At 71.6% G+C, this 22,740-nt stretch carries 24 protein-coding genes; 12 read left to right on the plus strand and 12 right to left on the minus strand.

From position 1 onward, the window contains the following. The first annotated feature begins 12 nt into the window (after nt 1–12). Nucleotides 13–1,143 carry a sensor histidine kinase gene (locus ACTWPV_RS36135; protein WP_347647189.1) on the plus strand — a complete coding sequence of 377 codons (1,131 nt, stop codon included), beginning with the start codon at nt 13–15 and terminating at the stop codon, nt 1,141–1,143. After that, complete coding sequence (locus ACTWPV_RS36140) at nt 1,140–1,796, plus strand: response regulator transcription factor (RefSeq protein WP_347618790.1); 657 nt, start codon at nt 1,140–1,142, stop codon at nt 1,794–1,796. The genes ACTWPV_RS36135 and ACTWPV_RS36140 overlap by 4 nt, the downstream gene beginning before the upstream one ends. Here ACTWPV_RS36140 and ACTWPV_RS36145 read toward each other — a convergent pair. Then, nucleotides 1,786–2,451 (minus strand): DUF2306 domain-containing protein, encoded by a 666-nt coding sequence (locus tag ACTWPV_RS36145; protein WP_443155212.1) that lies wholly within the window; start codon nt 2,449–2,451, stop codon nt 1,786–1,788. The genes ACTWPV_RS36140 and ACTWPV_RS36145 overlap by 11 nt on opposite strands. 177 nt (nt 2,452–2,628) lie before the next feature. On the opposite strand from ACTWPV_RS36145, the gene ACTWPV_RS36150 reads away from it, so the two are divergent. Then, on the plus strand, nt 2,629–3,618 hold the full coding sequence (locus ACTWPV_RS36150; protein WP_443155213.1) for an NAD(P)-dependent alcohol dehydrogenase: 990 nt from the start codon (nt 2,629–2,631) through the stop codon (nt 3,616–3,618). Between the two features lie 91 nt (nt 3,619–3,709). On the opposite strand, the gene ACTWPV_RS36155 is transcribed toward ACTWPV_RS36150, so the two are convergent. Further along, the gene (locus ACTWPV_RS36155; protein WP_443155214.1) at nt 3,710–4,030 is read right to left on the minus strand and encodes a hypothetical protein; all 321 of its coding nucleotides are present in this window, start codon (nt 4,028–4,030) and stop codon (nt 3,710–3,712) included. 155 nt (nt 4,031–4,185) lie between these two features. Here ACTWPV_RS36155 and ACTWPV_RS36160 point away from each other — a divergent pair, with 155 nt between their 5' ends. Beyond that, complete coding sequence (locus ACTWPV_RS36160) at nt 4,186–4,548, plus strand: DUF4267 domain-containing protein (RefSeq protein ID WP_347647193.1); 363 nt, start codon at nt 4,186–4,188, stop codon at nt 4,546–4,548. Nucleotides 4,549–4,617: 69 nt separating this feature from the next. Here ACTWPV_RS36160 and ACTWPV_RS36165 read toward each other — a convergent pair whose 3' ends face one another. Beyond that, complete coding sequence (locus tag ACTWPV_RS36165) at nt 4,618–5,457, minus strand: D-alanyl-D-alanine carboxypeptidase family protein (protein ID WP_443155215.1); 840 nt, start codon at nt 5,455–5,457, stop codon at nt 4,618–4,620. 73 nt (nt 5,458–5,530) lie between these two features. Here ACTWPV_RS36165 and ACTWPV_RS36170 point away from each other — a divergent pair, with 73 nt between their 5' ends. Beyond that, a complete protein-coding gene (locus tag ACTWPV_RS36170; protein ID WP_443155216.1) occupies nt 5,531–5,758 on the plus strand; it encodes a YegP family protein in 228 nt (75 codons plus the stop codon). Here ACTWPV_RS36170 and ACTWPV_RS36175 read toward each other — a convergent pair. Next, the gene (locus tag ACTWPV_RS36175; RefSeq protein WP_443155217.1) at nt 5,755–6,285 is read right to left on the minus strand and encodes a DedA family protein; all 531 of its coding nucleotides are present in this window, start codon (nt 6,283–6,285) and stop codon (nt 5,755–5,757) included. The genes ACTWPV_RS36170 and ACTWPV_RS36175 overlap by 4 nt on opposite strands. 163 nt (nt 6,286–6,448) lie before the next feature. Here ACTWPV_RS36175 and ACTWPV_RS36180 point away from each other — a divergent pair, with 163 nt between their 5' ends. Next, nucleotides 6,449–6,955, plus strand: a complete 507-nt coding sequence (locus tag ACTWPV_RS36180) for a hypothetical protein (protein ID WP_443155218.1) — start codon at nt 6,449–6,451, stop codon at nt 6,953–6,955. Here ACTWPV_RS36180 and ACTWPV_RS36185 read toward each other — a convergent pair. The 3 genes from ACTWPV_RS36185 to ACTWPV_RS36195 form a co-directional block, all read right to left on the minus strand. Then, a complete protein-coding gene (locus ACTWPV_RS36185; protein ID WP_443155219.1) occupies nt 6,945–10,319 on the minus strand; it encodes a BTAD domain-containing putative transcriptional regulator in 3,375 nt (1,124 codons plus the stop codon). The two genes, ACTWPV_RS36180 and ACTWPV_RS36185, sit on opposite strands and share 11 nt — an antisense overlap. 252 nt (nt 10,320–10,571) lie before the next feature. Next, entirely contained in the window at nt 10,572–11,630 is a 1,059-nt protein-coding gene (locus ACTWPV_RS36190) for a lysylphosphatidylglycerol synthase domain-containing protein (RefSeq protein ID WP_347647199.1), read from the minus strand. A gap of 93 nt (nt 11,631–11,723) precedes the next feature. After that, nucleotides 11,724–12,542 (minus strand): PIG-L deacetylase family protein, encoded by an 819-nt coding sequence (locus ACTWPV_RS36195; RefSeq protein ID WP_347647200.1) that lies wholly within the window; start codon nt 12,540–12,542, stop codon nt 11,724–11,726. A gap of 23 nt (nt 12,543–12,565) precedes the next feature. On the opposite strand from ACTWPV_RS36195, the gene ACTWPV_RS36200 reads away from it, so the two are divergent. Then, entirely contained in the window at nt 12,566–13,732 is a 1,167-nt protein-coding gene (locus ACTWPV_RS36200; protein WP_443155220.1) for a glycosyltransferase family 4 protein, read from the plus strand. On the opposite strand, the gene ACTWPV_RS36205 is transcribed toward ACTWPV_RS36200, so the two are convergent. From ACTWPV_RS36205 to ACTWPV_RS36215, 3 genes are all read right to left on the minus strand, one after another. Further along, nucleotides 13,708–15,177, minus strand: a complete 1,470-nt coding sequence (locus tag ACTWPV_RS36205; protein WP_443155221.1) for a DUF2079 domain-containing protein — start codon at nt 15,175–15,177, stop codon at nt 13,708–13,710. The two genes, ACTWPV_RS36200 and ACTWPV_RS36205, sit on opposite strands and share 25 nt — an antisense overlap. A 92-nt stretch (nt 15,178–15,269) precedes the next feature. Continuing rightward, a complete protein-coding gene (locus ACTWPV_RS36210) occupies nt 15,270–15,644 on the minus strand; it encodes a hypothetical protein (protein WP_347618804.1) in 375 nt (124 codons plus the stop codon). 87 nt (nt 15,645–15,731) lie between these two features. Next, a complete protein-coding gene (locus ACTWPV_RS36215) occupies nt 15,732–16,295 on the minus strand; it encodes a TetR-like C-terminal domain-containing protein (protein ID WP_443155222.1) in 564 nt (187 codons plus the stop codon). A gap of 50 nt (nt 16,296–16,345) precedes the next feature. Between ACTWPV_RS36215 and ACTWPV_RS36220 the strand changes: the two genes are divergently transcribed. Further along, nucleotides 16,346–17,476 (plus strand): FAD-dependent oxidoreductase, encoded by a 1,131-nt coding sequence (locus ACTWPV_RS36220; RefSeq protein ID WP_443155223.1) that lies wholly within the window; start codon nt 16,346–16,348, stop codon nt 17,474–17,476. 81 nt (nt 17,477–17,557) lie between these two features. Further along, a complete protein-coding gene (locus ACTWPV_RS36225) occupies nt 17,558–18,652 on the plus strand; it encodes an aromatic ring-hydroxylating oxygenase subunit alpha (RefSeq protein WP_443155224.1) in 1,095 nt (364 codons plus the stop codon). Here the strand turns inward: ACTWPV_RS36225 and ACTWPV_RS36230 are convergent. Next, nucleotides 18,622–19,176, minus strand: coding sequence for a DUF1707 SHOCT-like domain-containing protein (locus tag ACTWPV_RS36230; RefSeq protein WP_347647207.1), 555 nt, complete (start codon nt 19,174–19,176; stop codon nt 18,622–18,624). The two genes, ACTWPV_RS36225 and ACTWPV_RS36230, sit on opposite strands and share 31 nt — an antisense overlap. Before the next feature lie 180 nt (nt 19,177–19,356). On the opposite strand from ACTWPV_RS36230, the gene ACTWPV_RS36235 reads away from it, so the two are divergent. Beyond that, nucleotides 19,357–20,289, plus strand: coding sequence for an anti-sigma factor RsbA family regulatory protein (locus ACTWPV_RS36235; protein ID WP_347647208.1), 933 nt, complete (start codon nt 19,357–19,359; stop codon nt 20,287–20,289). Nucleotides 20,290–20,298: 9 nt separating this feature from the next. Here the strand turns inward: ACTWPV_RS36235 and ACTWPV_RS36240 are convergent, their stop codons facing one another. Further along, nucleotides 20,299–21,273 carry an aldo/keto reductase gene (locus ACTWPV_RS36240; RefSeq protein WP_443155225.1) on the minus strand — a complete coding sequence of 325 codons (975 nt, stop codon included), beginning with the start codon at nt 21,271–21,273 and terminating at the stop codon, nt 20,299–20,301. 233 nt (nt 21,274–21,506) lie between these two features. On the opposite strand from ACTWPV_RS36240, the gene ACTWPV_RS36245 reads away from it, so the two are divergent. Together ACTWPV_RS36245 and ACTWPV_RS36250 are read left to right on the plus strand one after the other, a co-directional pair. After that, on the plus strand, nt 21,507–22,130 hold the full coding sequence (locus tag ACTWPV_RS36245; RefSeq protein ID WP_347647210.1) for a DUF998 domain-containing protein: 624 nt from the start codon (nt 21,507–21,509) through the stop codon (nt 22,128–22,130). Between the two features lie 66 nt (nt 22,131–22,196). Further along, on the plus strand, nt 22,197–22,655 hold the full coding sequence (locus ACTWPV_RS36250) for a universal stress protein (protein ID WP_347647211.1): 459 nt from the start codon (nt 22,197–22,199) through the stop codon (nt 22,653–22,655). Nucleotides 22,656–22,740 lie beyond the last annotated feature (85 nt).

A 22,740-nucleotide genomic window follows, 5' to 3' on the forward strand; every position in this document is an offset into this window, starting at 1 on the left:
TACGATGAGGGCGTGCTTCGTTCCGTGTGGAACGAGCCCCCTCCCCCCAGCCCGCCCGCGCGGGGCCGGCGGGACTGGGCGCTCGTAGGGGTGCTCTTGTCGCTCGCCCTGCTCGAAGGAGCCGTGCGGCCGGACATGCCGTGGCGGGCCGTCTCGGTGATCGTCACCGTCGTGCTGGTGCCCACGCTGCTCTGGCGCAGGACGCGGCCGCTGCTGATGGTCGTGATCGCCTTCACCACCTCGAGCGTGGTCCCGCTGTTCATGGACGGCGGTCGCCCCGACGCGTACACGATGGTGTTCGTGCTGATCCTGGTCTATTCGTTGTTCCGCTGGGGGTCCGGCCGCGAGGTCGTGATCGGGCTGGCGGTCATGCTCCCCGGGGTGCGCTTCTCGCTGGCCGGCGCGCCGCTCGCCCCCGCCGACGCCGTCGGCGCGTTCGCGGTCCTCTTCTCGGCCATGGCGCTCGGCGGGGCGCTGCGTTACCGGGCGCGGGCGCGGATGCGCGAGCTCGACCAGGTCAAGCTGCTCGAACGCGAACAACTGGCCCGCGACCTGCACGACATCGTCGCCCACCACGTCTCGGCCATGGCGATCCGCGCCCAGGCGGGCCTGGCGACGGCGGTGAACCGGCCGGAGGCCGCCACCGACGCGCTGCGCGTGATCGAGGCCGAGGCGACGCGCGCCCTCGCCGAGATGCGCGCCATGGTGCGCGTCCTGCGCAGGAACGAGCCGGCGGAGCTGGCGCCCAGCCGGCACATCTCCGACCTGCGGCAACTCGCCGGCAAGGGCCGCGTCGGCCCGTCCGTGGACGTGCGGCTCGCCGGAGATCTCGACGGCCTCTCCCCGTCGGTCGGGGCCGCGATCTACCGCATCGCCCAGGAATCGATCACCAATGCGCGGCGGCACGCCCGCCACGCCACCCGCATCGACGTCCTGGTGGCCGCCGACGACACGTCGGTGCGCTTACGGGTGAGCGACGACGGCGACACCGCCTCGCCGCGCCAGGCGGACTCGCCCGGCTACGGGCTGCTCGGCATGATCGAGCGCGCCGACCTGCTCGGCGGCACCTGCGAGGCCGGCCCGGGCCCCGAACGCGGCTGGACCGTGACCGCCGTCCTGCCCAGGGCAGGGGCGGCGACGTGAGCATCCGGGTGATCGTCGCAGACGACCAGGAGATCGCGCGCACCGGGCTCAGGATGATCCTGGACGCCCAGCCGGACATCGAGGTCGTCGGCGAGGCCGGCGACGGGCGGCGGGCCGTCGAGCTCGCGCGCCGGTTACGTCCAGACGTGTGCCTGTTCGACATCCGCATGCCCCACCTCGACGGCATCGAGGCCACCCGCTCCGTCGCGGGGCCGGCCGTGGACGCCCCGCTGGCCGTGGTCGTCATCACCACGTTCGACCTCGACGAGTACGTCTACGCCGCGCTCAGGGCCGGCGCCCGCGGATTCCTGCTCAAGGACGCCGGCCCCGACCTGCTCGGCCAGGCCGTACGCGCCGCCGCGGGCGGCGACGCCCTCATCGCCCCGAGCGTCACCGCCCGGCTGCTCGCCGCCTTCGCCGACTCGGGACGCGGCACCCCGCCGGCGCAGCCCGTCGAGGCGCTGACGGACCGCGAGGAGCAGATCCTGCTCACCGTGGCGCGCGGCCGGACGAACAGCGAGATCGCCGCCGAGCTGCACATCTCGCTCAGCACCGTGAAGAGCCACATCGCGAGCCTGATGACCAAGCTCGGCGTGCGCAACCGCGTCGAGATCGCCATGTGGGCCTACGAGACCCGCCGCGTCAGGCCCTGACCGGGCGGCCCGCCCGCCGCCTCCTGACGATCCACTCGGCCACGGCGAGGTTGATCATCCAGCCGGCGCCCACGAGCAGCGCCCTGCCGGTCCCATCAGGGGGAGCGGGCACGAAGAGGAACCAGAGCGCCTGCGTCACCGCCTGCGACCCCGCGGCCAGGCCGAGCGCGTACGCGCGCATCATCCAGGCGCGGTGGCGGGCGATGTCCCGGCGCAGGACCGCGGCGACGCCGAGCACGAGGGATCCGGCCATGACCGTGCCGAACACGAGCCGGAAGGCGGCGAGGAGGCCACCGTCCCCGGGCGGCAGGGCGGAGAACAGCGTCAGCCACAGGCCCGTCAGCGCCGCCACGAGCCCCAGCGGGACCAGGATCCTGCCGAGCACGCGATGCCGCCGCGGCCGCCACCGCCCGCCGAACTGGAAGGCGCCCAGCAGGTTGTACAGGCAGGCGGCGACGATGTGCAGGGCCACGGGGAGCGGCGCGGCGAAGAACCGCGCGTTGTCCGGCGTGACCTCGGCGCCGCCGGTCAGCTCTGTCAGGCGGATCGCCCCCGCGAGAAGGGGGACGAAGCCGAGCGCGATCAGCCCGGTGCGCGCGAGCCAGGTCGCCCTGCCCGCCCCGAGGCGCGTGATCGTCGTGCTCTCGTGGGTCATGCCCCGATCGTGGCCGCGCGAGCGGTCGCGGTCATCGCCTTTCAGGACCGGTTCCGGGCGTCCGAACGGCTGACGGGAAGGTCGTACTTTCGGCTGTTACGCCCTCGTGCAGGGCTGTTCACACTGACGTTCGTGGTGGTACGCGACCGGCGTCACCAACGGCCCGAGGAGCATCCCATGAAGGCGTTCGTTCTGCGCTCGTACGGCTCACCCGACGTCCTGGAGCTCAAGGAGCTCGGCAAGCCGGAGCCCGGTGACGACGAGGTGCTGGTCCGGGTGCGGGCCACCTCCGTCCAGCCCTACGACTGGCATCTGATGAGAGGCGAGCCGATCGTCGCCCGCCTGATCGGCGAGCTCGGCCTGCGCAGACCGAAGATCAGCATCCTGGGCGCCGACGTGGCCGGCGAGGTGGCGGCGGTGGGCAAGAACGTGACGGAGTTCAGCCCGGGCGACGAGGTGTACGGGATGCCCCTGCAGGGCGGCTTCGCCGAGTACGCCTGCGTTCCCGAGCGCATGCTGGCGCCCAAGCCCAGGAACCTGTCGTACGAGGAGGCCGCGGCGGTGCCCCTGGCGGCCGGCACCGCCCTGCTGGCCGTGCGCGACCACGGGCAGGTGCAGCCAGGGCACAAGGTGCTCGTCAACGGGGCCTCGGGCGGCGTGGGCACGTTCGCCGTGCAGCTCGCCCGCGCGTACGGCGCCGAGGTCACCGGCGTCTGCAGCTCGCGCAACGTGGACATGGTGCGGTCGATCGGCGCGGACAAGGTCATCGACTACACCCGGCAGGACTTCACGCGGAACGGGCAGCGCTACGACGTGCTGATCGACATCGCCGGAAGCCGCCCGGGATCGGCCTGCCGGCGGGTGCTGACCGGCAGGGGAGCGCTCGTCGCCGTCGGCGGCCAGGCCAGCCGGTGGTTGCAGCCCGCCGGGCACGTCTTCTCGGTGCTGGCCGCGGGGCCGTTCGTGTCCCAGCGGGTGTCGTCCGCGGACGTGGTGAACTGCGAGGACACCAAGCGGAACCTGCTGGCGCTGACCGAGCTCGTCGAGGGCGGCGAGGTCTCGCCCGTCATCGACCGGAGCTTCCCGTTCGAGCGCATCCCGGAGGCCGTCGCGTACCAGGAGGCCGGGCACGCTCCCGGAAAGGTCGTCATCACGGTCGGCGACTAGGAGTCCGGGGCCGTGGGACGGTGTCGTCGTCCCGGTCGTCGTCCCCGGGGCCGTGCGCCGGGCGCCGTTCGGCCTTCCCGCCGTGCACCTCTCAGGGCTGACCTTCGTTGAGCCGGTCAGTTTGCCGGTCAGGGTGCCGGTCAAGGTGACTGCCGGGGTCGGCGACGACCGGACGGCTCACGATGGCGCTGTCGAGGCCCGTCTCCCTGATGTGGCGTTCGAGCGCGGGAGCCTGCCACGCGGTCGTGATGAGCGTGAGCTCCCAGCTGATCTCGTCGTGGCGGGCGGTCGGGCGTGGCGTCTCGGCTATGTCGATCGACGTGGCCAGTCCCGCGCGGAGGATGCCGTTGGCCAGCACGGCCGCCCTTTCGTGGCCCTCGATCGTCGCGCGGACCTCGATGAATTCCGCCATGGTCATCCTTTTCGAGGGGGTGAAGGCCAACCCTACTGTCCTCAGGTGCGCGAGAGATGTGCCCCAGATTGCTTCTAGCATTGCTAGAAGTCTGGTCATTGCTAAGCTACGGTGACTGGAGTACCTGTCAATGACCGAAGCTTGGAATGCATGCCATGGTTGCCACCGCATACGTGATCGCCGCGCTCATCGGCGCCGGACTGATCGTGATCAGCCTGCGCTTCCTCCTTGTGCCCGAGTCCGCCGCCGCGGGTTTCGGGGTGCCCGGTACGGCCGCCGGCGCCTACTTCTCCGTCAAGGCCGTGCGCGACCTCGCCACCGCACTGCTGATCTTCGTCCTGCTCGCCCTCGGCGAACCGCGCACTCTGGGCTGGGCCTTCCTGGCCATGGCGGTCATCCCGCTGGGCGACGCGATCATCGTGGCCCGCCGCGGCGGCCACCCGGCGCTGGCGTACGGCATGCACGGCGGCACCGCCGCGGTCACCGTCGCTGCGGCGCTGTTGCTGCTCCTGAGTTGAGCGCGCCGTCAGCCCCGGGCGCACCATGGCCACTCCGGCCCGCCGGGAGCGACGCCGAGGGCCGGTCCGTCAGCCGAGGGCGATCCGGTCGCCCGCGTGGTCGAGGAGCCGTTCGGCCGTGGTGAAGCGGCGCTCCGCCGAGCTGTCGTTCAGCAGGACGCCCACGACCTGCTCGCCACCGCGTACGCCCGCGAACAGCAGGCAGTATCCCGCGGCCCTCGTGTAGCCGGTCTTCACGCCCAGCACCCCGTCCGCGCGCGTGAGCAGCTTGTTGGTGTTGTGCCAGGTGTGCGCCCGGTGCACCTTCGTCTTCGCCACCCTGTGGACCGTGCGCCTGACCACGGTCGTGAACGTGTCGTCGTCCAGCGCCCACTGGGCCAGCCTCGCCTGGTCGGCGGCCGTCGAGTAGCCGCCATTGCTCGGGGTGGGCATGCCGTCGGCGTTGGTGTAGCGGGTGTCGTCCAGGCCGAGCGAGCGGGCGGTGCGGTTCATCTTGGCGACGAAGGCGGTCTTGCCCGGGCCGTAGCGCCGCGCCAGCGCGTTGGCCGCGTCGGCGCCCGAGGGCAGCATGAGGGCGTACAGCAGGTCCCTGACCGTGAAGCGCTCGCCCTTGCGCAGGCCCGCCGTCGCGGCGCCGTTGCGTGCGGCGTACGTCACGTCGGTCGCGGAGATCCTGACCGTGTCGCTCAGGCTGGCCTCGCGCAGCACGACGTACGCGGTCATGATCTTGACGAGGCTGGCGACCGGCATCCGGCGCGTCTCGCGCTTGTCGAGGTGGATCGTCCCGGCCGAGTCGATGACGTACGCCGCCTTGGCCGCCACGGCGGGCTCGTCCGCCGCCACGGCAGGGGTGGCGACCCCGACCAGCACAGTGACCACGACAGAACCCATGAAACCGGCGATACGCATGGCAATCATGGTGTCAGGAGATCAAGGGTTCGTTTGCCTGACACGGCCATAGGTATGGATCTGGCACGGGTAAATGGTTGATAGATCCGACATGACGGGGGCGGCGGCCATGGCAGGCAGGTTCATCATCAACAAGGACGAACAGGGCGGTTACCGCTTCGCGCTCGTGGCGAACAACGGGCAGACGCTCGCGGTCGGCGCGGGATTCCCGACCAAGGTGGCCTGCGTGAACGGCATCGAGACCGTACGCAGGAACGCCCCCGAGGCCGTCATCGACGACCGGAGCGGGCAGGAGACCTAGGAGACCAGGGCCTCGTCCTCGGAGGCCCGGCGGCGCCGCCGACGGCGGATTACGAGCGCGGCCACGGCGGCGACGGCCACCACGGCCACGGCGGCCGCGGCGAGGGGCGAGGCGGCGGCCAGTTGCAGCCACCCCCACACGATCGCCGTGCCGCCGAACCACCACAGCGGCGCCCAGGTCAGGCAGCCCAGCGCGCTGGCGACGACGTACCAGGGGTAGGACACGCGCAGCGCCCCGGCCACCCACGGCAACGTGTGGCGCAACATGGGCACCCAGAAACAGCCGTAGACGGCCAGCGCGCCCCACTTCTCGACGACCTGCTCGATCTTCGTGATGCGCTCGCGGCCCAGCTTGACGCCGACGCGGGACTCGTAGAGCTTCTCGCCGAGCTTGCGGCCTACCCAGTAGTAGACCTGGAACGCTCCGAACAGGGCGAGCATCAGGATGGCGCCGACGAGCCAGTAGGGGAGGCCGAGCCAGAACGGCTCGGCGAAGCCGTCGGAGACGGGGGCGATCGCACGTACCATCCGCAGCCACCCCTCCCAATGCCTTAGGTCAGCCTTACCTTAATCAAAGTCCCGCTTGCCTGCCACAGCGGCTGCAAGTCTCCCGCAACGGGTGCAACCAGCCGACAAGCGGGACTCAACCGCCCTGCCTCACTCTATGGCGGAGGCGAAAGGGGTGTTGACGATGACGACGAGAAGCGCAGCCGCCCTCGCCAGCGGCACCGCGAACACGGTCAAGCTCTTCGTGGCCGCGCTCGCGTTCACCAGCGCCTACGTCGGCTTCTCCGCCTACCACAACGCCAACTCGGCGACCGAGCCCGTGACGACCATCACCCTGTCGGCCCGCGAGAGTCCCATCTCCGCTCCCACCAGGCGGACGGCCCCCGCCGCCAGGGCGGGAGAGGTCTCCGTCGGCGGCGGCGCCGGCTGCGCCGACCCGTACGTGGCCCGGAGCGTGGTCGTCAACCCCGACCCCGACCAGGCCGTGACGTACGGCTGGCGGCTCACCCGCTGGAGCCCCGCGAGCCGGGCCTGGCGCACCTACCTGGTGGACCACGGCGGCTTCGCCGCCGCCGCGAGCACCGTCGAGTGGCGGCCCCACGTCTCGGGCAACCCCGGGTGGTACCGCGTCGAGCTGGCCGTCGAGGGCGCCGAGACCATCAGGAGCGAGCGATTCCAGGTCAGCTGTTGACCGACTGCCGCGCCGCCTCCACCCAGCGCGGCACGCCGACCCGCCCGGCCACCTCGAGGGCCTTGTGGTAGTGGTCGCGCGCGGCGTCGGGCTGCCCCAGGCGGATGGCGAGGTCGCCGAGCGTCAGAGCGACAGGCCACAGCGCCACCACGCCGGTGCCGGCGCCCGCCACCCGGTCGGCGAACGGCTTGAGCTTGTCGTAGCAGTCGACCATCCGCTCCCGGTCGTCCAGCAGCATGCCGGCCAGCGCCCGCCAGGTCATCACCAGCTCGTAGAGGAAGTCGGGACGCACCGGCGGACGGGTGGCGGCCACGGCCCTGGCCTCGTCGAGACGGCCCGCCGAGGCGAGGGCGAGGGCGTAGGCGTCGAGCGTCCACTTGGCGCCCCGCAGGTGGGCCTCGGCGAGCTGGTTGACCATCCCGGCGGCCCGGCCGTCGACCAGGTGCAGGCAGAACGTCGTGATCAGCGGCAGGTCCTGGCGGCCCTCCAGCATGCCGGCCCGCTCCGTCATCCTGGCCGCGTCGCGGTAGGCCCGCCCGGCGCCGGCGTAGTCACCGGCGATCATGAGCCGCTGGCCGGCGTACCAGACGACGACCGCGGCCGGCGCCGACAGGTCGTACTGCTTGGCCAGGCGGTCGGCGGCGGCGGCGTGCTCGTCGGCGGTCGCGAACTCACCCCTGGCCGCCGCGCACTCCAGCAGCACCAGATGGGCCAGCGCCTGCGTGGCCATCTGGCCGGAGCGCTGGGCGACCTCCAGCAGCTCCCTGCCGATGCTCTCGCGCGTGTCGACCGCGGGGATGTCGTACGACTGGCGCAGCCGCCCGCTGAGCGCGGCCGCGATCAGCGCGGAGTCGCCGCTCTGCCTGGCCAGCTCCAGCGCCTCCAGCGACGCCTGCCGGCCTCGCTCGGGGGAGGAGGAGCCCTCCAGCTCCAGGGCGAGCGTGGTCAGCAGGCTGGCCCGCAGCCGCTGCTCGCCCTCGGGCAGCTCCATGAGCGCCCGCTCGGTGACGTCGACGATCTCCCACGCGGTGCGGGTGAAGTCGCGGGCCATGCCCTTGTGCGGCACGGCCAGCGAGGCGGCCACCTTCGCGGTGATCTCGAGGTCGCCCAGCGGGAGCGCGGTGTCCATGGCCTGGCGGCGCAGCACCCTGGCCGCCGACATGTCGCCGCACAGCGCCAGGGCCCTGATCTGGCGCAGCATGAGCGCCAGCCGCTTCTTGGTGCGCTCCGGCGTCTGCGCGCCGCCCGGCTCGTCGTTGCGCGAACGGTCGAACGCGGCGATGGCCTGCTCCCACAGCGTGGCCGCCTCGCGGTGGGCGAAGCGCCGCTCGGCCTGCTCGGCCGCCAGCCCCGCGTAGTGGACGGCCTTCTCGGCCGCGTCGGCGAGGAAGTAGTGGTGGCCGAGCGCGGCCACGTCGGACGGAGTGCGCTCCTCGATGACGGCGGCCACGGCCGCGTGCAGCCGGGTGCGGCGCAGCCGGGACGCGTCGGAGTAGATCGTGTCGCGCACCAGGTCGTGGTCGAACCTGAGCAGCCCGGGCCCCGGCTCGGTCACCAGGCCCGCCAGCAGTGCCGCCTCGACGGCCTCGATGACGGCGTCCTCGTCGCCCGCCACGGCGATGAGCACGTCGAGGTCGACGTCGCGGCCGATCACGGCGGCCTGGAGCAGGATCTGCTGCGCGCCGGACGGCAGCCGCGAGATGCGCCGCCGCAGCACGTCGCGCACGCCGGAGGGCACCTGCGAGAGCACCTCGGTGGCGCTCGCCCGGTCGGCCGCGCCCTCGGAGTCGAGCAGGCGCACGGTCTCGCGGACGAAGAACGGGTTGCCGCCGGTGCGCTCGACGATCGACTCGACCGCGTCATCGTCGATCTCGCGCACGCAGGTGGCCTTGACCAGCTCGGCCACGGCCTTCGGGTCGAGCCCCGACAGGCCCACGCGGACCGGGCCGAGCCGGGCGAGGGCGGCCAGCACGTCGGACTGGCGGTCGTCGAGCTCGCTCTCCCTGCACGTCACCACGAGCAGCACCCGGCTGGTGGCCAGCAGGCTGGGCAGCGCCCGCAGCAGGGCCAGCGTCTGGTCGTCGGCCCAGTGGAGGTCTTCGAGCGTCAGCAGCACGGGCGACCTGCGCGCGACCCCCGCCAGATAGCCGCCGACCGCGCGGTGCAGCCGGAAGCCGCCGGACACCTCGTCCTCGTCGGGGTCGGGGGCGGCGTCGTCGAGCAGCGGCGCGAGCAGCTGGGCGTATTCGCCGGCGCCGGTCACGCCGATGAGGGCGCGCAGGATCTCGACCCACGCCCAGCCGGGCGGGGTGGCGCTGGAGTCGGGGCAGGCCCCGGAGGCGGCGATCCAGCCGTCGCCGGCCAGCCGGGTCTCCACCTGGCGCAGCAGGGTGGTCTTGCCCGCGCCCGCGACCCCGGTCACGATCGCGACCTGGAACCTGCCGGTGCGGGAGGCCGCCGTGGTCAGCCGGGTCAGCTCGGCGTCGCGGCCGACGAACGGCTCGGGCTCCAGCGGCGGCGGGTCGACGGGCGTGGCCGGCCGGGGCGGCCAGGTGTCGGTGACCGGCGCTTGCCGCGCTGGCCGTGCCGGAGCGGCCAGCTCCAGCTCGGGCGACTGGGCCAGGATGTCGGACTCCAGCTTGCGCAGCGCCGGCCCCGGGTCGATGCCCAGCTCGTCGGCCAGGATGTTGCGCGCCCTGCGCAGCGCGGCCAGCGCGTCGCCCTGCCGGCCGCAGCGGTAGAGGCCCAGTGCCAGCAGCCGCCAGCCCTCCTCGCGCAGCGGATGCTCCGTGGTCAGTGCCTCGAGGTCGGGCACGGTCTCGGCGTGCATGCCGAGCCGCAGGCCGGTGTCGGCGTGCCGCTCGCGCGCGACGAGGCGCAGCTCGGTCAGCCGGTTGACCTCGGCCTCCGCCCACGGCTGGTCGGCGAAGTCGGAGTAGGGGGTGCCGCGCCACAGGCCCAGCGCCTTTTCCAGGCGGCCGCGGGCGGCCTGCGGATCGCCCTCGTCGAGGTGCTCGCCGGCCGCGCGTACGAGCTGCTCGAACCTGAGCGCGTCGACCTGGTCGGAGGCCACGCGCAGCGCGTAGCCCGACGCGACCGTCACCAGCAGCCGGTTGGGCCCGCCGCGCGGGCGGCCCGGCTCCAGCACCCTGCGCAGGCGCGAGATGTAGACCTGCAGGCCCGACTGCGCGCCCTTGGCCGCATCGTCGTCCCACAAGTCGTAAAGAAGCGTGTCAACGGGCACGACCTGGCCTCTGGCCACGAGGAGCCGGGCGAGGACGGCCCGCTGCCGCAACCCGCCGAGGTCGAGCTCGTCGTCGTGTTCGTACGCCTCGACTGGCCCCAGAACTCGGAACGCCACCATGTCAGCCGCCACGCTATGCGGGCCTGCGAATCACGCACAAGGTCTTTGTTGGGTTTGGGATTGTCACCGATCTACCTCCGCTTGGAAACCGCGTCCCCCGGTGCGGTGAGTCGTTGCAGGGTGCCAGGACATGGTGTTCACCTCGTGGTCGTGGTGCAGTGACCTGGAGCGCGTGCCGACCGGCCGCCGGGCGCGGCGGACGGCTCGATCCGGGTCGCGGAACGTCTTCGGCCGAGCGGGCCGGAGCGGTGGTCAAGAGGGGGCCTTCGAGATCGTGGACGGGGGCTCCGCCTCGGCGTCTCGGCCGTTTCGCCGGCGCAGGAGCGCCCATGCGCCCAGTGCCAGGCCGCCGAACGGGATCTCGATAGTGTAAGTCCAGAAGCCGAAAAGCAGTGCGGTCGCGATCGCGGGAGTGCCCGGCACCCCGAACGCGATCAGCAGGGCGGCCACGCCGCTCTCCATGATCCCCGCGCCGCTGGGCGTGATCAGGGCGCTGGTCAGGACCCTCGACAGCGCGAAAACGGCGATCGACTCGGCCAGGCCGGGCCAGGCGCCGGTGGCCTGCATGCAGGCGGCCATGATCGCCCACTGGAAGCCGAGGAAGAAGATCATGCCGAGCGACAGGCCGGGCCACCGGGTCCTGACGACGCCGGCGGTGTCGGCGCGCAGCCGGTGGAAGGCCGCGGAGGCGTGGAACTTCACCCGCAGCACCTTGGTGAGGCCGTCGAGCGCCCGGCCGAGCAGCGTGGCGGCGCGCTCCCAGTAGAGCGCCGCGGCCACGACCGCGCAGAGCACGAGGATGGAGATCGCGCCCGTCCAGCCCGCCTTGGCGACCGTCGCGTTGGGCGCCTCGTCCGCCATCAGCAGCGCGATGATCCCGACGGCCGGCAGGATGAACCTGAACAACGTGTTCCAGATGCCGCTGACCAGCGTCATGACCACGAACGAGCGGTTGGAGAAGCCCCATCCCTTCGTCATGGCGAACGACACCGCCACGCCGACCGCCCCGCCGAACGGCAGGAGGTTGCTCACCGCGCTGCCCGCGGCGTTGAGCGTGAGGCCCTGCAGGTTGTTCAGCCCCGGCAGGGAGTTGGTCAGCACGAACGTGTAGGCCACCAGGCTCAGCAGCCACAGCACGGCCATGATCGCGATCTCGCCCGCGCCGAGGGCGGCGAACAAGGCGCCGATCTCGGCCCAGGAGACCGGTTTGCCGGTGAGCGCGCGCACGATCTGAGGCAGGTAGACCACGAGCAGCACGGCCAGCCCGAGAGACAGGACGGACAGGGCGATCTGGAGCCACTTGTTCTTCATCGGGATCCAGTCTGACGGGTGACGCGGCGGCGCTCGTCGTTCGGGGGAACTTCGGGGAACTTCGGAGAACTGCGGGGGAACTCCGGCGGGGGACTAGGTCGGCCACCGGTCGAACGGATGGGTGAGGCGGGCGCCGGGAGGGAGGTCACGGCGAACGTACCACTCCGTGCCGAAGACCAGGCGGTAGAGAGGGCGGGGGACCTTCAGCATGACAGCGAGGGTGCGGTCGCTGTCGCCGCCGCTGGCCTGCGAGGCGTGCGCGGCCATGGACGCCCGCTTCTGTTTCGCATATTTCCGGACATTGACGCGGTGGGTGATCGTCTCGCTCGCCGAGTACGCGCTCTCGAACGTCCGCACGTCGAACTCCGGCGGGAACCGGTAGAAGCGGCTCGCCAGCCGCAGCAGCCTGACGAGCGGATCGCGGTTGACCGTCGCCTCCAGGACGATCGGCGTGCCCGCGATCTTCGACGCCCGCTTGCCCACCCGGTGCACCTGCACGTGGTCGGGATGGCCGTAGCCGCCCGCCGGGTCGTAGATCGCCAGCAGCTCGGCCTCCTCCTCCTGCAGGATCGCGGCCAGCGCCTTGGCCGCCGCCTCGGTGTCGGCGTCGATGAAGGCGTTGTCGGGTCGCTCGTCCGCGCTGCCGCCCTGGGGGCTCAGCCCCGAGTCGCCGTAACCCAGGCATTCCACGCGGGCGCAGCCGAGCAGCGCAGCCGACGCGTAGAGCTCCTTGAGCCTGGTCTCGCCGAGCGCCTCTCCCGGCTCCATCTCGGCCAGGCCGCGCTCGCCCGCCGTGGCCACCACGAGCACCACGCGGTGCCCCTCGGCCGCGAGCATCGCCATGGTGCCCGCCGTCAGCAGGGCCTCGTCATCGGGGTGGGCATGAAAGAACACAGCGGTACGTGGAGGCACACGCCCAGATTAGTCTGGGAGGGGTGCGGATCTTTCACGTGAGCGACTGTTACCTGCCGCGACTCGGGGGGATCGAGGTCCAGGTCGCCGATCTCGTGCGGATGCAGCGGGAGGCCGGACACGACGTCTCCGTGGCCACGGCGACCAGGGGCGAGCCGCTGCCGGGCGTGCACAGGATCATCGCCAGGATGCCGTTCGACCTTCCCGTGCACCCGTTCGGAGTGGGGCATCTCACGCGCCGGCTCGCCGCGGTCCGGCCCGACGTGGTCCACGTGCACGCGGGGGCGGTCTCGCCGTTCGCCTGGATGGGCGCGCGGGCCGCGGTGCGTGCCGGGGTGCCGTGCGTGGTGACCGTGCACAGCATGTGGGATCCGGTCACGCGGGGCCTCTACCGGCTGCTGCGGCTCGCGTTCGGCTGGCAGCGGTGGCGGCTGGTGGCGACCACCGTCAGCAACGCCGCCGCGGCTCCCATCCGCGAGGTGGCGGGGCCCGGGGTGCCGGTGCGCGTGGTCGCCAACGGGCTCGACCTGTCGGGCTGGGCGCCGCCGCCAGGCCCGCCCGCCCCGCGCGAGGAGGTGCATGTCGTCGCGGTCGGGCGGCTGGCTCCGCGCAAGCACCCCGTACGCCTGCTGAAGCTGCTGCAGGCGGCCCGCGCGCGGGTCCCCTCCGAGATCCCCATGCGGGCCACGATCGTCGGCGACGGGCCCGCACGGGGCCAGATGGGACGATTCCTCGCCAAACACGGCATGACCGGCTGGGTCTCGCTGCCCGGGCGGCACACCCGTGAGCAGATCGCCAAGGTCCTGGAGACGGCCGACGTCTTCGTGGCTCCGGCGCCGCGCGAGTCGTTCGGCATCGCGGCGCTCGAGGCGCGGGCGGCGGGGCTGCCCGTGGTGGCCAGGGCGCAGAGCGGGGTCGCCGACTTCGTCAAGGACGGCACGGAGGGGCTGCTCGGGCGCACACCGGGCGACCTGGCACGGGCGGTGGCGCGACTGTGCGCCGATCCGGGGTTGCGCGAGTCCATCGCGGCGCACAACCGTGCCACGCCGCCCGCCGCGGGCTCGTGGCCGGCCGTGATCGAGGGTTTCGACCAGGCGTACGCGCAGGCGAGGTCCATGCGCAGCCCTCATGAGCGGCCCCATGAGCCGCGAGGTGAGCGGCCCTCTCAGTCGCGCCGCAGCACCACGTAGCCGTCGCGCTCGAACACCTTCACGTAACCCTGGGCCTCCAGCTCGCCGACCGCGGCGACCTGCTGCTCGGGCGAGCCGAAGGGGAACTCCCAGCGGGAGGTGTCGGCCACCACCCACGGCGCGCCGTGCGGCGTGGCCCCCCACAGCAGGACGGTGGTCCTCGAGGTCAGCGCGGGGCCGACGGAGTTGGCGGCCTCGACGGTGACCCCCGAGGGCACCTTGGCGACGGCCTCGGCGGCGGCCGCCTTGGGCTCGGTGTAGAAGCCCGGATGGTATAGCTGGTCGAGGGCGAACCGGGGCACCAGGGTGAGCGCCACCGCGCAGGCGCCCGCCGCCCAGGCCAGCTTGAGCGAGCGGTCGCCGGAGCGTCTGATCAGCCGTAACAGCCTCGCGAGGCCGTCGACGCCCGCGCAGAGCAGGATCACCACGGTGAACGCGCTGTAGTGGAAGTCCGCCTGCCACCACTGGGGCCGGTCGGCCAGCATGCGGACGAGCACGTGCGGCAGCGCGACCAGCGACAGCGGGGAGAGCAGGCACAACAGCAACGTCGGCCACACCATCAGGAGCAGGGTGTCGACCTTGGCCTCCTCGCTGAAGGCGAGCAGCACCGCGGCGAACGGGTCACGCAGGATGCCGAGGAGGGCGCCGGGCAGGTCGTCCCCGAGATGCCCGTAGGCCCAGTAGTCCTTGGCGTCGCCGCCGAACACCGAGATCGTCAGCCCGCGTACGAGCAGCACGGCGCCGAGGCCGAGCAGCGCGCTCAGCACGCCGCGCCACCGGTCGCCGAGAGCGATCAGGCAGGCTCCCGCGCCGATCACCATGAGCCCCATGTCCTCCTTGACGAGGAGGAGGGCGGCCATCGCCAGGAACGCGGGCAGCATGCGTCCGGCGTGGTAACGCTCGATCATGATCGCGGTGAGCACGGGGACGAACATGGCCTCGTGCACGTCGAACGCGACCGCCTGCGCCACCGGCCACGACAGCGTGTACGCGACGCAGACCAGGTAGGCGGGCCAGGTGCCGAGGACGCGCCGGGTGAACAGCCAGACGAACGGGATGGCGGCGGCGAACAGCGCCGCCTGCGCGACGACCAGCGTCCCGGGGCCGTCGTGGATCCAGTAGAACGGCGCCAGCACCGCGTAGATGGGCGAGAAGTGGTCGGCGAGCTGGACGTAGTCCATGCCCCGGCCGCCGAACATGCCGCGCACCGGGATGTACGGAGGCCGCAGGGCCGCGTAGTTGCGCACCGCCTGGTCCACGATCACCAGGTCGAACGTGGTGGCCCTGAAGGTGGCGAGCTTGACCAGGCCGAGCACGGCGTAGGCCACCCCGGCGACGAGCGCGACGGCGCCCACCCGCACGCGGTGGCCCGGCAGCCGGCTCTTCCATGACGGGACGTCGCCGCCACCGGCCCTCACCGGCGTCTCAAGCGTCTGTCCCGTCACGGGGAGCAAGACTAGAACGGATCAGCCCGAACCCGGACACGGCCGCCGCCCCTTACCGCCCCCCACGGGCGGAGCGGCGACCGTGCGCCCGGCTAGGAGCAGGCGGCCGTGATCTTGCTGGTGAAGCCGTTCACCTTGCCGCTGAACTCGGAGACCGAGCTCAGGTCGCCGCCCTTCATGGAGTCGAACCCGGCCGCGAGGTCGTTGAGCGCGGCGGCGACCTCACCGTCGTACTTGCCCGCGAGCTCCTTGGTCTTGTCGGCCGCGGTCTGCGACGCGGTGCCGATGGCGTCGGTGTCGGTGGCGTTCTTCGTGACCGCGGTGCTCCACTCGCTGGCGATCTTGCTGGCCTCGCCGGCCGCGGTGTTGCAGTCTACGGCGTTGCCCAGGGCACCACAGGCGGTGGTGAGGACGGCAAGAGTAAGCGTCGCGGCCGCGACGGCCAGACGACGGCGTGGGGGAGTCATTTCCGTGCCCTTCGTAGGTTTGCTAACGAAGGGAACATTATGGGGCACGACTTGACCGCCACTTGCACCCCACTAACACCACGGGCGTCAGACAGGCGTAAAGCCGTGCAGCAGGACCTGCACGATCTGCTCCGGCTCGGGTAGGGGAAGATCCAGGAGCCCCCGGTAAGCGACGAAACCGGCGAACATATCGGTAAGCATCCAGAGGTCGGCGTTCGGCGGCAGCTCGCCGCGTTCGATCGCGCGCTCGTACACGATCCACGAGCGCTCCATCCTGGCGCGCATCCCGGTACGGATGATCTCGGCGACCGCCGGGTCCCGGCCCGCCTCGCCGAAGACCTGCTTGGCCATGCGCGCGACGTCGGGCTGGTGCCAGAGGGCGAGGGTGTCGGAGACCACCACGCGCAGGTCGCCCTCGAACGAGCCGGTGTCGGGGATGGCGACGTGCGCGTTCATGAGGCCGGTGATGGCTTCGAGCACCATGTCGCGCTTGCTGGCGTAGCGGCGGAACACGCTGGCCCGGCCCACGCCCGCCGCCGCCGCGACGTCGTCCACGGTGAAGTCGAGGCCTTGGGAGAGCACCAGCCCGGCCACGGCCTGCCTGATGCGGTGATCGACCGTGGGATCGGGCTTGCGTCCACGCGCAGACATAATGATACTCCCAATATCAGATATCAACGGTCTCACAATCAGGGGTTGCTATGAGGGTAATCGTGGTCGGAGCGGGCGTCGCGGGGCTCGCCGTGGCGCGCGGCCTGCTCAACGCCGGTCACGAGGTCGAGATCTACGAGGAGGCCCCCGAGTTGCGTACGGCCGGCGGTTCGGTCACGCTCTGGCCGGCCGCCACGGCCATCCTCCGCGAGCTCAAGGCCGACTACTCCGGGACCGGGCGGCGCCTGGAGACCATGGAGTCCTGGGCCGTCGACGGGCGCAGGCTGTTCACCGTCGACCTGACCGAGGCCGAACGCCGCTACGGCCACCCGAGCGTGCACGTGGCCCGCCGCGACCTGGTCGAGCTGCTCGCCGACGGCATGCCGGTGACCTACGGGGTGGGCGCCGAGCACGTGGTGCCCGAGCGGGCCGAGGTTCGCCTGTCCGACGGCCGTACGGTCCGCGGCGACGTGCTCGTGGGGGCCGACGGGCGGCGCTCGGCGGTGCGCGAGGCCCTGTGGGGCGGCGACCGCGCGAAGCTGAGCGGCTGGGTGACCTGGCAGGGGTTCACCACCAGGCCCACGACGCTCACCGAGCAGGCCAGGGCCGTGATGATCGCCGGCGCGCGGGGGTTGTGCGGGCTGATCCCGGCGGGCGGGGGCCGGCTGTTGTGGTGGTTCGACGTCAAGGCCGCGCCGGGCGGGCCCTTCTGGGACGGCGATCCCGACGTGGCCGAGCGGCTGCGGGAGCGGTTCCGCGGATGGGCGGACCCGGTGCCGGACATCCTGGAGACGATCACCGAGATCGACTTCTTCCCCCATCACAAGCAGCCGTTCGCCGCGGCCTGGGGCAAGGGGCCGACCACGCTGGCCGGCGACTCCGCCCACACCATGCCGCCCACCATGGCCCAGGGCGCCAACCAGGCGCTGGAGGACGCCTGGCTGCTGAGTACGGCGATCGGCGGCCTGGGGTCCGGGTCCGGTCGCGACGAACTGGCCGGCGCGCTGCGCGCGTACGAGCGGGCGAGGTCGAAGGTCGTACGCCTGCCCGCCCGGCTGGCCGCCACCGCGATCACCGACAGGCAGGGCTCGTTCGCCGGATTGTTCCCTGACCGGTTCGCGACCTGGCTGTATGTCAAGTGGTTGCGGAGAGTCAGCACATACCTCTTGACAGCGTCCTGAGCGCGACCTGACGATGTCGCATATAGAGCAACTCGGTGCGTAATACGCAACAAGAGGTGACGGTTGACGACGACGTCAAGCTTGATCGCGACCCTTCAGGGGAGCTCCTACACGGACCCTGAGGTGTTCGCGCACGAGCAGGCAAGGATCTTCGAGACCCTCTGGTTCTGCGCCGTCAGGGCAGGGGATCTGCCCAAGCCGGGCGCGTTCAGGACGGTCCAGGTCGGCAGGGAGAACGTGATCGTGGTCCGCGGCCGGGACGACCGGCTGCGCGCCTTCCTCAACGTCTGCAGGCACCGCGGCGCCCGGCTGTGCGTGGAGGAGCAGGGCGAGGTACGCCGGACGATCAGGTGCGCCTACCATGCCTGGTCCTACGACCTCGACGGCCGGCTCGCCGCCGCGCCCAACCTGGTGAAGATGCCCGACATCGACCGCGTGGCGTACGGGTTGGTGCCCGTGCACCTGCGGGAATGGCTGGGGTACGCGTGGGTGTGCCTGGCCGCCGAGCCGCCCTCGTTCGAGGAGACGGTGCTCAACGCCGCCACCGAACGGCTCGGCGACCCGGCCGCCATCGACCGCTACCACGTCGAGGACCTCGCGCTCGGCCGCAGGATCCGCTACGACGTCAAGGCCAACTGGAAGCTCATCGTCGAGAACTTCATGGAGTGCTACCACTGTGCCACCATCCATCCCGAGCTGACGGCCGTGTTGCCGGAGTTCGCCGGCGGCTACGCGGCCCAGTACTACGTGGGCCACGGCGCCGAGTTCGCCGCCAGGGCCGAGGGCTTCACCGTGGACGGCGGCCCCGGCTTCGGCCGGCTGCCCGAGTTGTCACAGGAACAGGACCGGCGCTACTACGCGATCACCGTCAGGCCGCAGGTGTTCGTCAATCTCGTGCCCGACCACGTGATCATGCACCGCATGTACCCGATGGCCGCCGACAGGACGGTCGTCGAGTGCGACTGGCTCTACCATCCCGACGTGATCGCCTCGGGGGCGGACCTGTCGACGTCCGTCGAGTTGTTCCACCGGGTCAACGAGCAGGACTTCGACGCCTGCGAGCGGACCCAGCCCGGCATGTCGTCAAGGGCGTACGTGGAGGGCGGGGTGCTCGTGCCGAGCGAGCACCACATCGCCCTCTTCCATCAGTGGGTGAACCAGCGCTTGCGGGGATAGCGCACGGTGAGCCCTCCGTACTTCGCCCTGCCGCTGATCACCACCTGGAGGGCGCCGGGGCGAGGCCGGCTCGGGACGTGGCTCGTCGAGGTGTTGCCCCAGTCGCTCTGGAAGGCGTCCACGTTCACCACCGCGCCCTCGGGCAGGATGATCTTGGCGGAGCCGTACGTGAGGTCGAGCTCGACGTCGACGACCGAGTGCGTGATGACGGCCTGGGAGAGGTCGAGTTCGGCGCTGCCGTATTTGGAGGACACCCGCAGCCGCCGGGGGACGGCCCAGTCGCCCGAGCGCTTGAGATGGCCGTGCTTCGCCTCCAGTTCGACCACGTCGTTGACCTGGGGCTGGTCGACGGGGAGATCGTTGATCAGACTCAGCAGGTCGCCGTAGGTCTTCGCACTCAGGGCGACCTCGAGCCGGTCTTCGAGCTCCATCTGGGTGAGACGACCCTCGGTGAACGCCCGTTGAAGCTGCTGGGCGGTGCGTTCCCGATCTTCGTCGGAGACCCGCATCTGCATTTCCGACATGTCATGAGCATAGGTTCGCAACGCTCAGAACGGGAGACGTCGGCCGGAAGGGGTGCGCAAATCGAGGGGCGGCGACGGGCGCACAGGCCGGGGGCGGTGGCTGACCTGTATTCTCTTCACATCTATTGGGTACCCGGCGGATCGCCGTGAAGTCGCGATCCTTGGGTAGCGTGAAGGCTGATGTTGGCAGAACCGTTCTCGCATCCGGCTCTCCTCTACCGAGGCGAGCCGGAATACGTTGCTGCCACGACCGCCTTCGTCCGCGAGGGCCTGGCGGCCGGCGATCCCGTCGCCGTAGCCGTCCCCGCCCGCAATCTCTCGCTCATCGAGGCCGCGCTGGGGCCGGAGGCCAGGGCGGTCAGCCTGATCGACATGGGCGAGGAGGGGCGCAACCCCGGCCGCATCATCCCCGCCGTGCTGCGCGACTTCGCCGACCGGCACGCCGGCGACCACGTGCGCATCATCGGCGAGCCCGTCTGGCCGGGCCGCACCACGACGGAATATCCCGCATGCGCCCAGCACGAGGCGCTGATCAACCTGTCGTTCGCGGGCCGGCACGTCACGATCCTGTGCCCCTACGACGTCGCAGCCCTGGCCCCGGCGGTGATCGAGGAGGCGGCGCGCACCCATCCCGTGCTGCGCGACGCCTCCGGCGAGCGGCGCAGCCCCGCCTACGCGCCCGAGCTGGTGATCGACGCGCACAACCGGCCGCTGGACGAGCCCCCGCCGAAGTGCCCCACGCTGCGGTTCGACAGCGGCAACCTGTCGGCGGCGCGGGCGCTGGCCGCGCGCGAGGCCGCCACGCTGGGCTTCGACGGCGACCGGCTCGACGACGTGCGGCTGGTCGTGGCCGAGCTGGGCGCCAACAGCCTCGACCACGGCGGCGGCGACGGCACGATCAAGGTGTGGTTCGCGGACGGGCGGCTGGTGTGCGAGGTCAGCGACGCCGGCCACATCACCGACCCGCTGGCCGGGCGCAGCCCGGTCGACCCGCGCCAGGCGGGCTCGCGCGGGCTGCTCATCGTCAACCTGCTCAGCGACCTCGTACGCGTGCACTCGACGCCGGAGGGCACCACCACCCGGGCCTATTTCGACGCCCCCCGCCACCGCTGAGCGGCGGCGTCAGAGCTCGACCTCCGCCATGCTGGGATAGCGCGTGCCGCGCACCGCGCCGGCGGGCACGGCCGCGGCCAGCGCGCCGAGCTGCTCGGGCGTCAGCCTGATGTCCGCGGCGGCGGCGTTCTCCTCCAGATAGCGCAGCCGCTTCGTGCCCGGGATCGGCACGACGTCCTCCCCCTGGGCGAGCACCCAGGCCAGCGCGAGCTGCGCCGCGGTGACGCCGGCCGCGTCGGCGATCTTCTTCACCTCGGCCACCAGCGCATGGTTGTGCCGGGCGTTGTCGCCCACGTTGCGCGGCATATGCTTGCGGAAGTCGTCGTCGGGCAGCTCGTCGGCCGGCGGCAGCGTGCCGGTCAGGAAGCCACGGCTGATCGGCGAGTAGGCCACCAGCGCGACGCCGAGCTCGCGGGCCGCCGGCCGGATCTCCTCCTCGATGCCCCTGGTGAACAGGGAGTATTCGCTCTGCAGCGCGGCGATCGTATGCACGGCGCAGGCCTCGCGCAGCGTGCGCGCGCTCACTTCCGACAGCCCGAGATGGCGCACCTTGCCCTGCTCGACCAGCTCCGCCATGGCGCCCACCGACTCCTCGACCGGGACGGCCGGGTTGCGGCGGTGCATGTAGTAGAGGTCGATGTGGTCGACGCCGAGCCGCTTGAGCGAGGCGTCGCAGGCGGCCCTGATGTACCCGGGGCTGTTCTCGACCGAGCGGCTGTCCCCTTCACGCTTGACGCCGAACTTGGTGGCCAGCACCACCTCGCCGCGGCGGCCCTTGATGGCGCGGCCGACGAGCTCCTCGTTGGCCCCTTTGCCGTACATATCGGCGGTGTCCAGAAAGTTCATGCCGAGGTCGAGTGCGCGGTTGATGACGGCGATCGACTCGCCCTCGTCGCCCCGGCCGTAGAATTCTGACATCCCCATGCAGCCGAGCCCGAGCGCGGAGACCTCGGGTCCGCCGTTTCCGAGCGTGCGCCTCTTCATCACTGCCTCCTTGGTCCTCCCTCCAGGGTCACCTCTGGAGCGCACTCCAGGTCAAATCGGGCTGCGGCCGGCTCCACCCACCCTGAGGGGGCAAGCCCTACCCAGGGTCATGTCCAGGCAGGTCACCGGTGTCGGACAGGGTCTGCCGCGACCAAGGAATTAGGGGATCCTTCAGGGCCGGTTCGGGCCCATCTCCGATGGTCGCAAAGCTCGCGTTCCACGAGCTTGGAGGCATGAAGGGATTGCTTGCCACGGGATTCGCAGCCATCGGCACCGGGAGCGGCGCCATGCTCGCCCTGCACGCGGGATCCGACCTGGACCCGCTGCACAGCGTGATCAGCGAGTACGCGTGGCAGTCCGCCGGATGGCTGCTGCCCGCCTCGCTGACGTTGTTCGCGGCAGGCTCCGCGCTGATCGCCGAGGCACTGCGCCGGTCCGGGACGAACCTCTGGGTCGTCGCGCTGCTTCTGGTGTGGGGGACGAGCATGTTCCTGGTCGGCGCCTTCCCCACGGACCGGCCTGGAGTACCGCTCTCCCTGTCGGGAGGCATCCACCGTTATGCCGCCTTCGCCGCCTTCCTGGTGATGCCCGCGGCAGGATTGTTGCTGGCCCGGGCGAACGTGCGGTTCGCCAGAGCGGTGCGGGTCCTCAGCGGGGTGGCGCTGGGGGCCCTGCTGCTGGTCGTGATCCCGTACGTGGTCCGCATGCTCGGCGTCCCGCTGACCAACGAGGACATCCCGGCCGGCCTGACCCAGCGGGTCGTGGTCATCACGGAGCTGGGCGTGCTGGCGCTGGCCGGCCTGTCGATGCTCAAGCCCTCGGCCCGGCGCTCCGGCGTCTCGCCGATCATGGCCTAGCCCCAGGAGTGAAAGCAGCCTCCCGGGAAAGGGGAGAGTTCCGCATTCACCTGAAGAGTGGCTGTAATGACGATTCTGATCGCGTACGACGGTTCCGACGACGCCAAGGCCGCGATCGCGTTCGCGGCCGAGATGTTCCGCGGCGCGGACGCGGTCGTGCTGACGGTGTGGGAGCGGCTGGCGATGACCTCGGCCAGGGCCTCCGCCGGGCTGATGATGGCCATGGACCAGTCCGCCCTCGAGGACGAGGCGATCGCCAAGGCGATGCGCGAGCTGGCGGGGCGCGGCGCGGACCTGGCGAAGGAGGGCGGGCTGAACGCCGTGCCCCGGTGCGACGTGGACAGCGTGGCCGTCTGGTCGACGATCGTGGACGTCGCCGGCGAGATCGACGCCAAGCTCATCGTGACCGGCACGCGCGGGCTCGGCGGGGTGCGCTCGCTGCTGCTCGGCAGCACGTCGGACCGGGTGCTGCACCACGCGGGCAGGCCGGTGCTGGTGGTGCCCGCCCCGGAGCGGAAGGACTGAGCGTTCACGTGTTCGCGTACGATGAGGGCACCGTGACGTCGATGGCCCGGGCGTGCCGCTGAAAGCGCCCCGAACATGCACACCA

Source organism: Nonomuraea sp. KM88, from assembly GCF_052245635.1.
Classification (GTDB): Bacteria; Actinomycetota; Actinomycetes; order Streptosporangiales; family Streptosporangiaceae; genus Nonomuraea.

Coding starts and splice junctions, on each gene's coding strand:
- ACTWPV_RS36145 (WP_443155212.1), bottom strand. CDS start 2,451: ATGACCCACGAGAGCACGACGATCACGCGCCTCGGGGCGGGCAGGGCG.
- ACTWPV_RS36150 (WP_443155213.1), top strand. CDS start 2,629: ATGAAGGCGTTCGTTCTGCGCTCGTACGGCTCACCCGACGTCCTGGAG.
- ACTWPV_RS36155 (WP_443155214.1), bottom strand. CDS start 4,030: ATGGCGGAATTCATCGAGGTCCGCGCGACGATCGAGGGCCACGAAAGG.
- ACTWPV_RS36160 (WP_347647193.1), top strand. CDS start 4,186: ATGGTTGCCACCGCATACGTGATCGCCGCGCTCATCGGCGCCGGACTG.
- ACTWPV_RS36165 (WP_443155215.1), bottom strand. CDS start 5,457: ATGCGTATCGCCGGTTTCATGGGTTCTGTCGTGGTCACTGTGCTGGTC.
- ACTWPV_RS36170 (WP_443155216.1), top strand. CDS start 5,531: ATGGTTGATAGATCCGACATGACGGGGGCGGCGGCCATGGCAGGCAGG.
- ACTWPV_RS36175 (WP_443155217.1), bottom strand. CDS start 6,285: ATGGTACGTGCGATCGCCCCCGTCTCCGACGGCTTCGCCGAGCCGTTC.
- ACTWPV_RS36180 (WP_443155218.1), top strand. CDS start 6,449: ATGACGACGAGAAGCGCAGCCGCCCTCGCCAGCGGCACCGCGAACACG.
- ACTWPV_RS36185 (WP_443155219.1), bottom strand. CDS start 10,319: ATGGTGGCGTTCCGAGTTCTGGGGCCAGTCGAGGCGTACGAACACGAC.
- ACTWPV_RS36190 (WP_347647199.1), bottom strand. CDS start 11,630: ATGAAGAACAAGTGGCTCCAGATCGCCCTGTCCGTCCTGTCTCTCGGG.
- ACTWPV_RS36210 (WP_347618804.1), bottom strand. CDS start 15,644: ATGACTCCCCCACGCCGTCGTCTGGCCGTCGCGGCCGCGACGCTTACT.
- ACTWPV_RS36215 (WP_443155222.1), bottom strand. CDS start 16,295: ATGTCTGCGCGTGGACGCAAGCCCGATCCCACGGTCGATCACCGCATC.
- ACTWPV_RS36220 (WP_443155223.1), top strand. CDS start 16,346: ATGAGGGTAATCGTGGTCGGAGCGGGCGTCGCGGGGCTCGCCGTGGCG.
- ACTWPV_RS36230 (WP_347647207.1), bottom strand. CDS start 19,176: ATGTCGGAAATGCAGATGCGGGTCTCCGACGAAGATCGGGAACGCACC.
- ACTWPV_RS36235 (WP_347647208.1), top strand. CDS start 19,357: ATGTTGGCAGAACCGTTCTCGCATCCGGCTCTCCTCTACCGAGGCGAG.
- ACTWPV_RS36240 (WP_443155225.1), bottom strand. CDS start 21,273: ATGAAGAGGCGCACGCTCGGAAACGGCGGACCCGAGGTCTCCGCGCTC.
- ACTWPV_RS36245 (WP_347647210.1), top strand. CDS start 21,507: ATGAAGGGATTGCTTGCCACGGGATTCGCAGCCATCGGCACCGGGAGC.
- ACTWPV_RS36250 (WP_347647211.1), top strand. CDS start 22,197: ATGACGATTCTGATCGCGTACGACGGTTCCGACGACGCCAAGGCCGCG.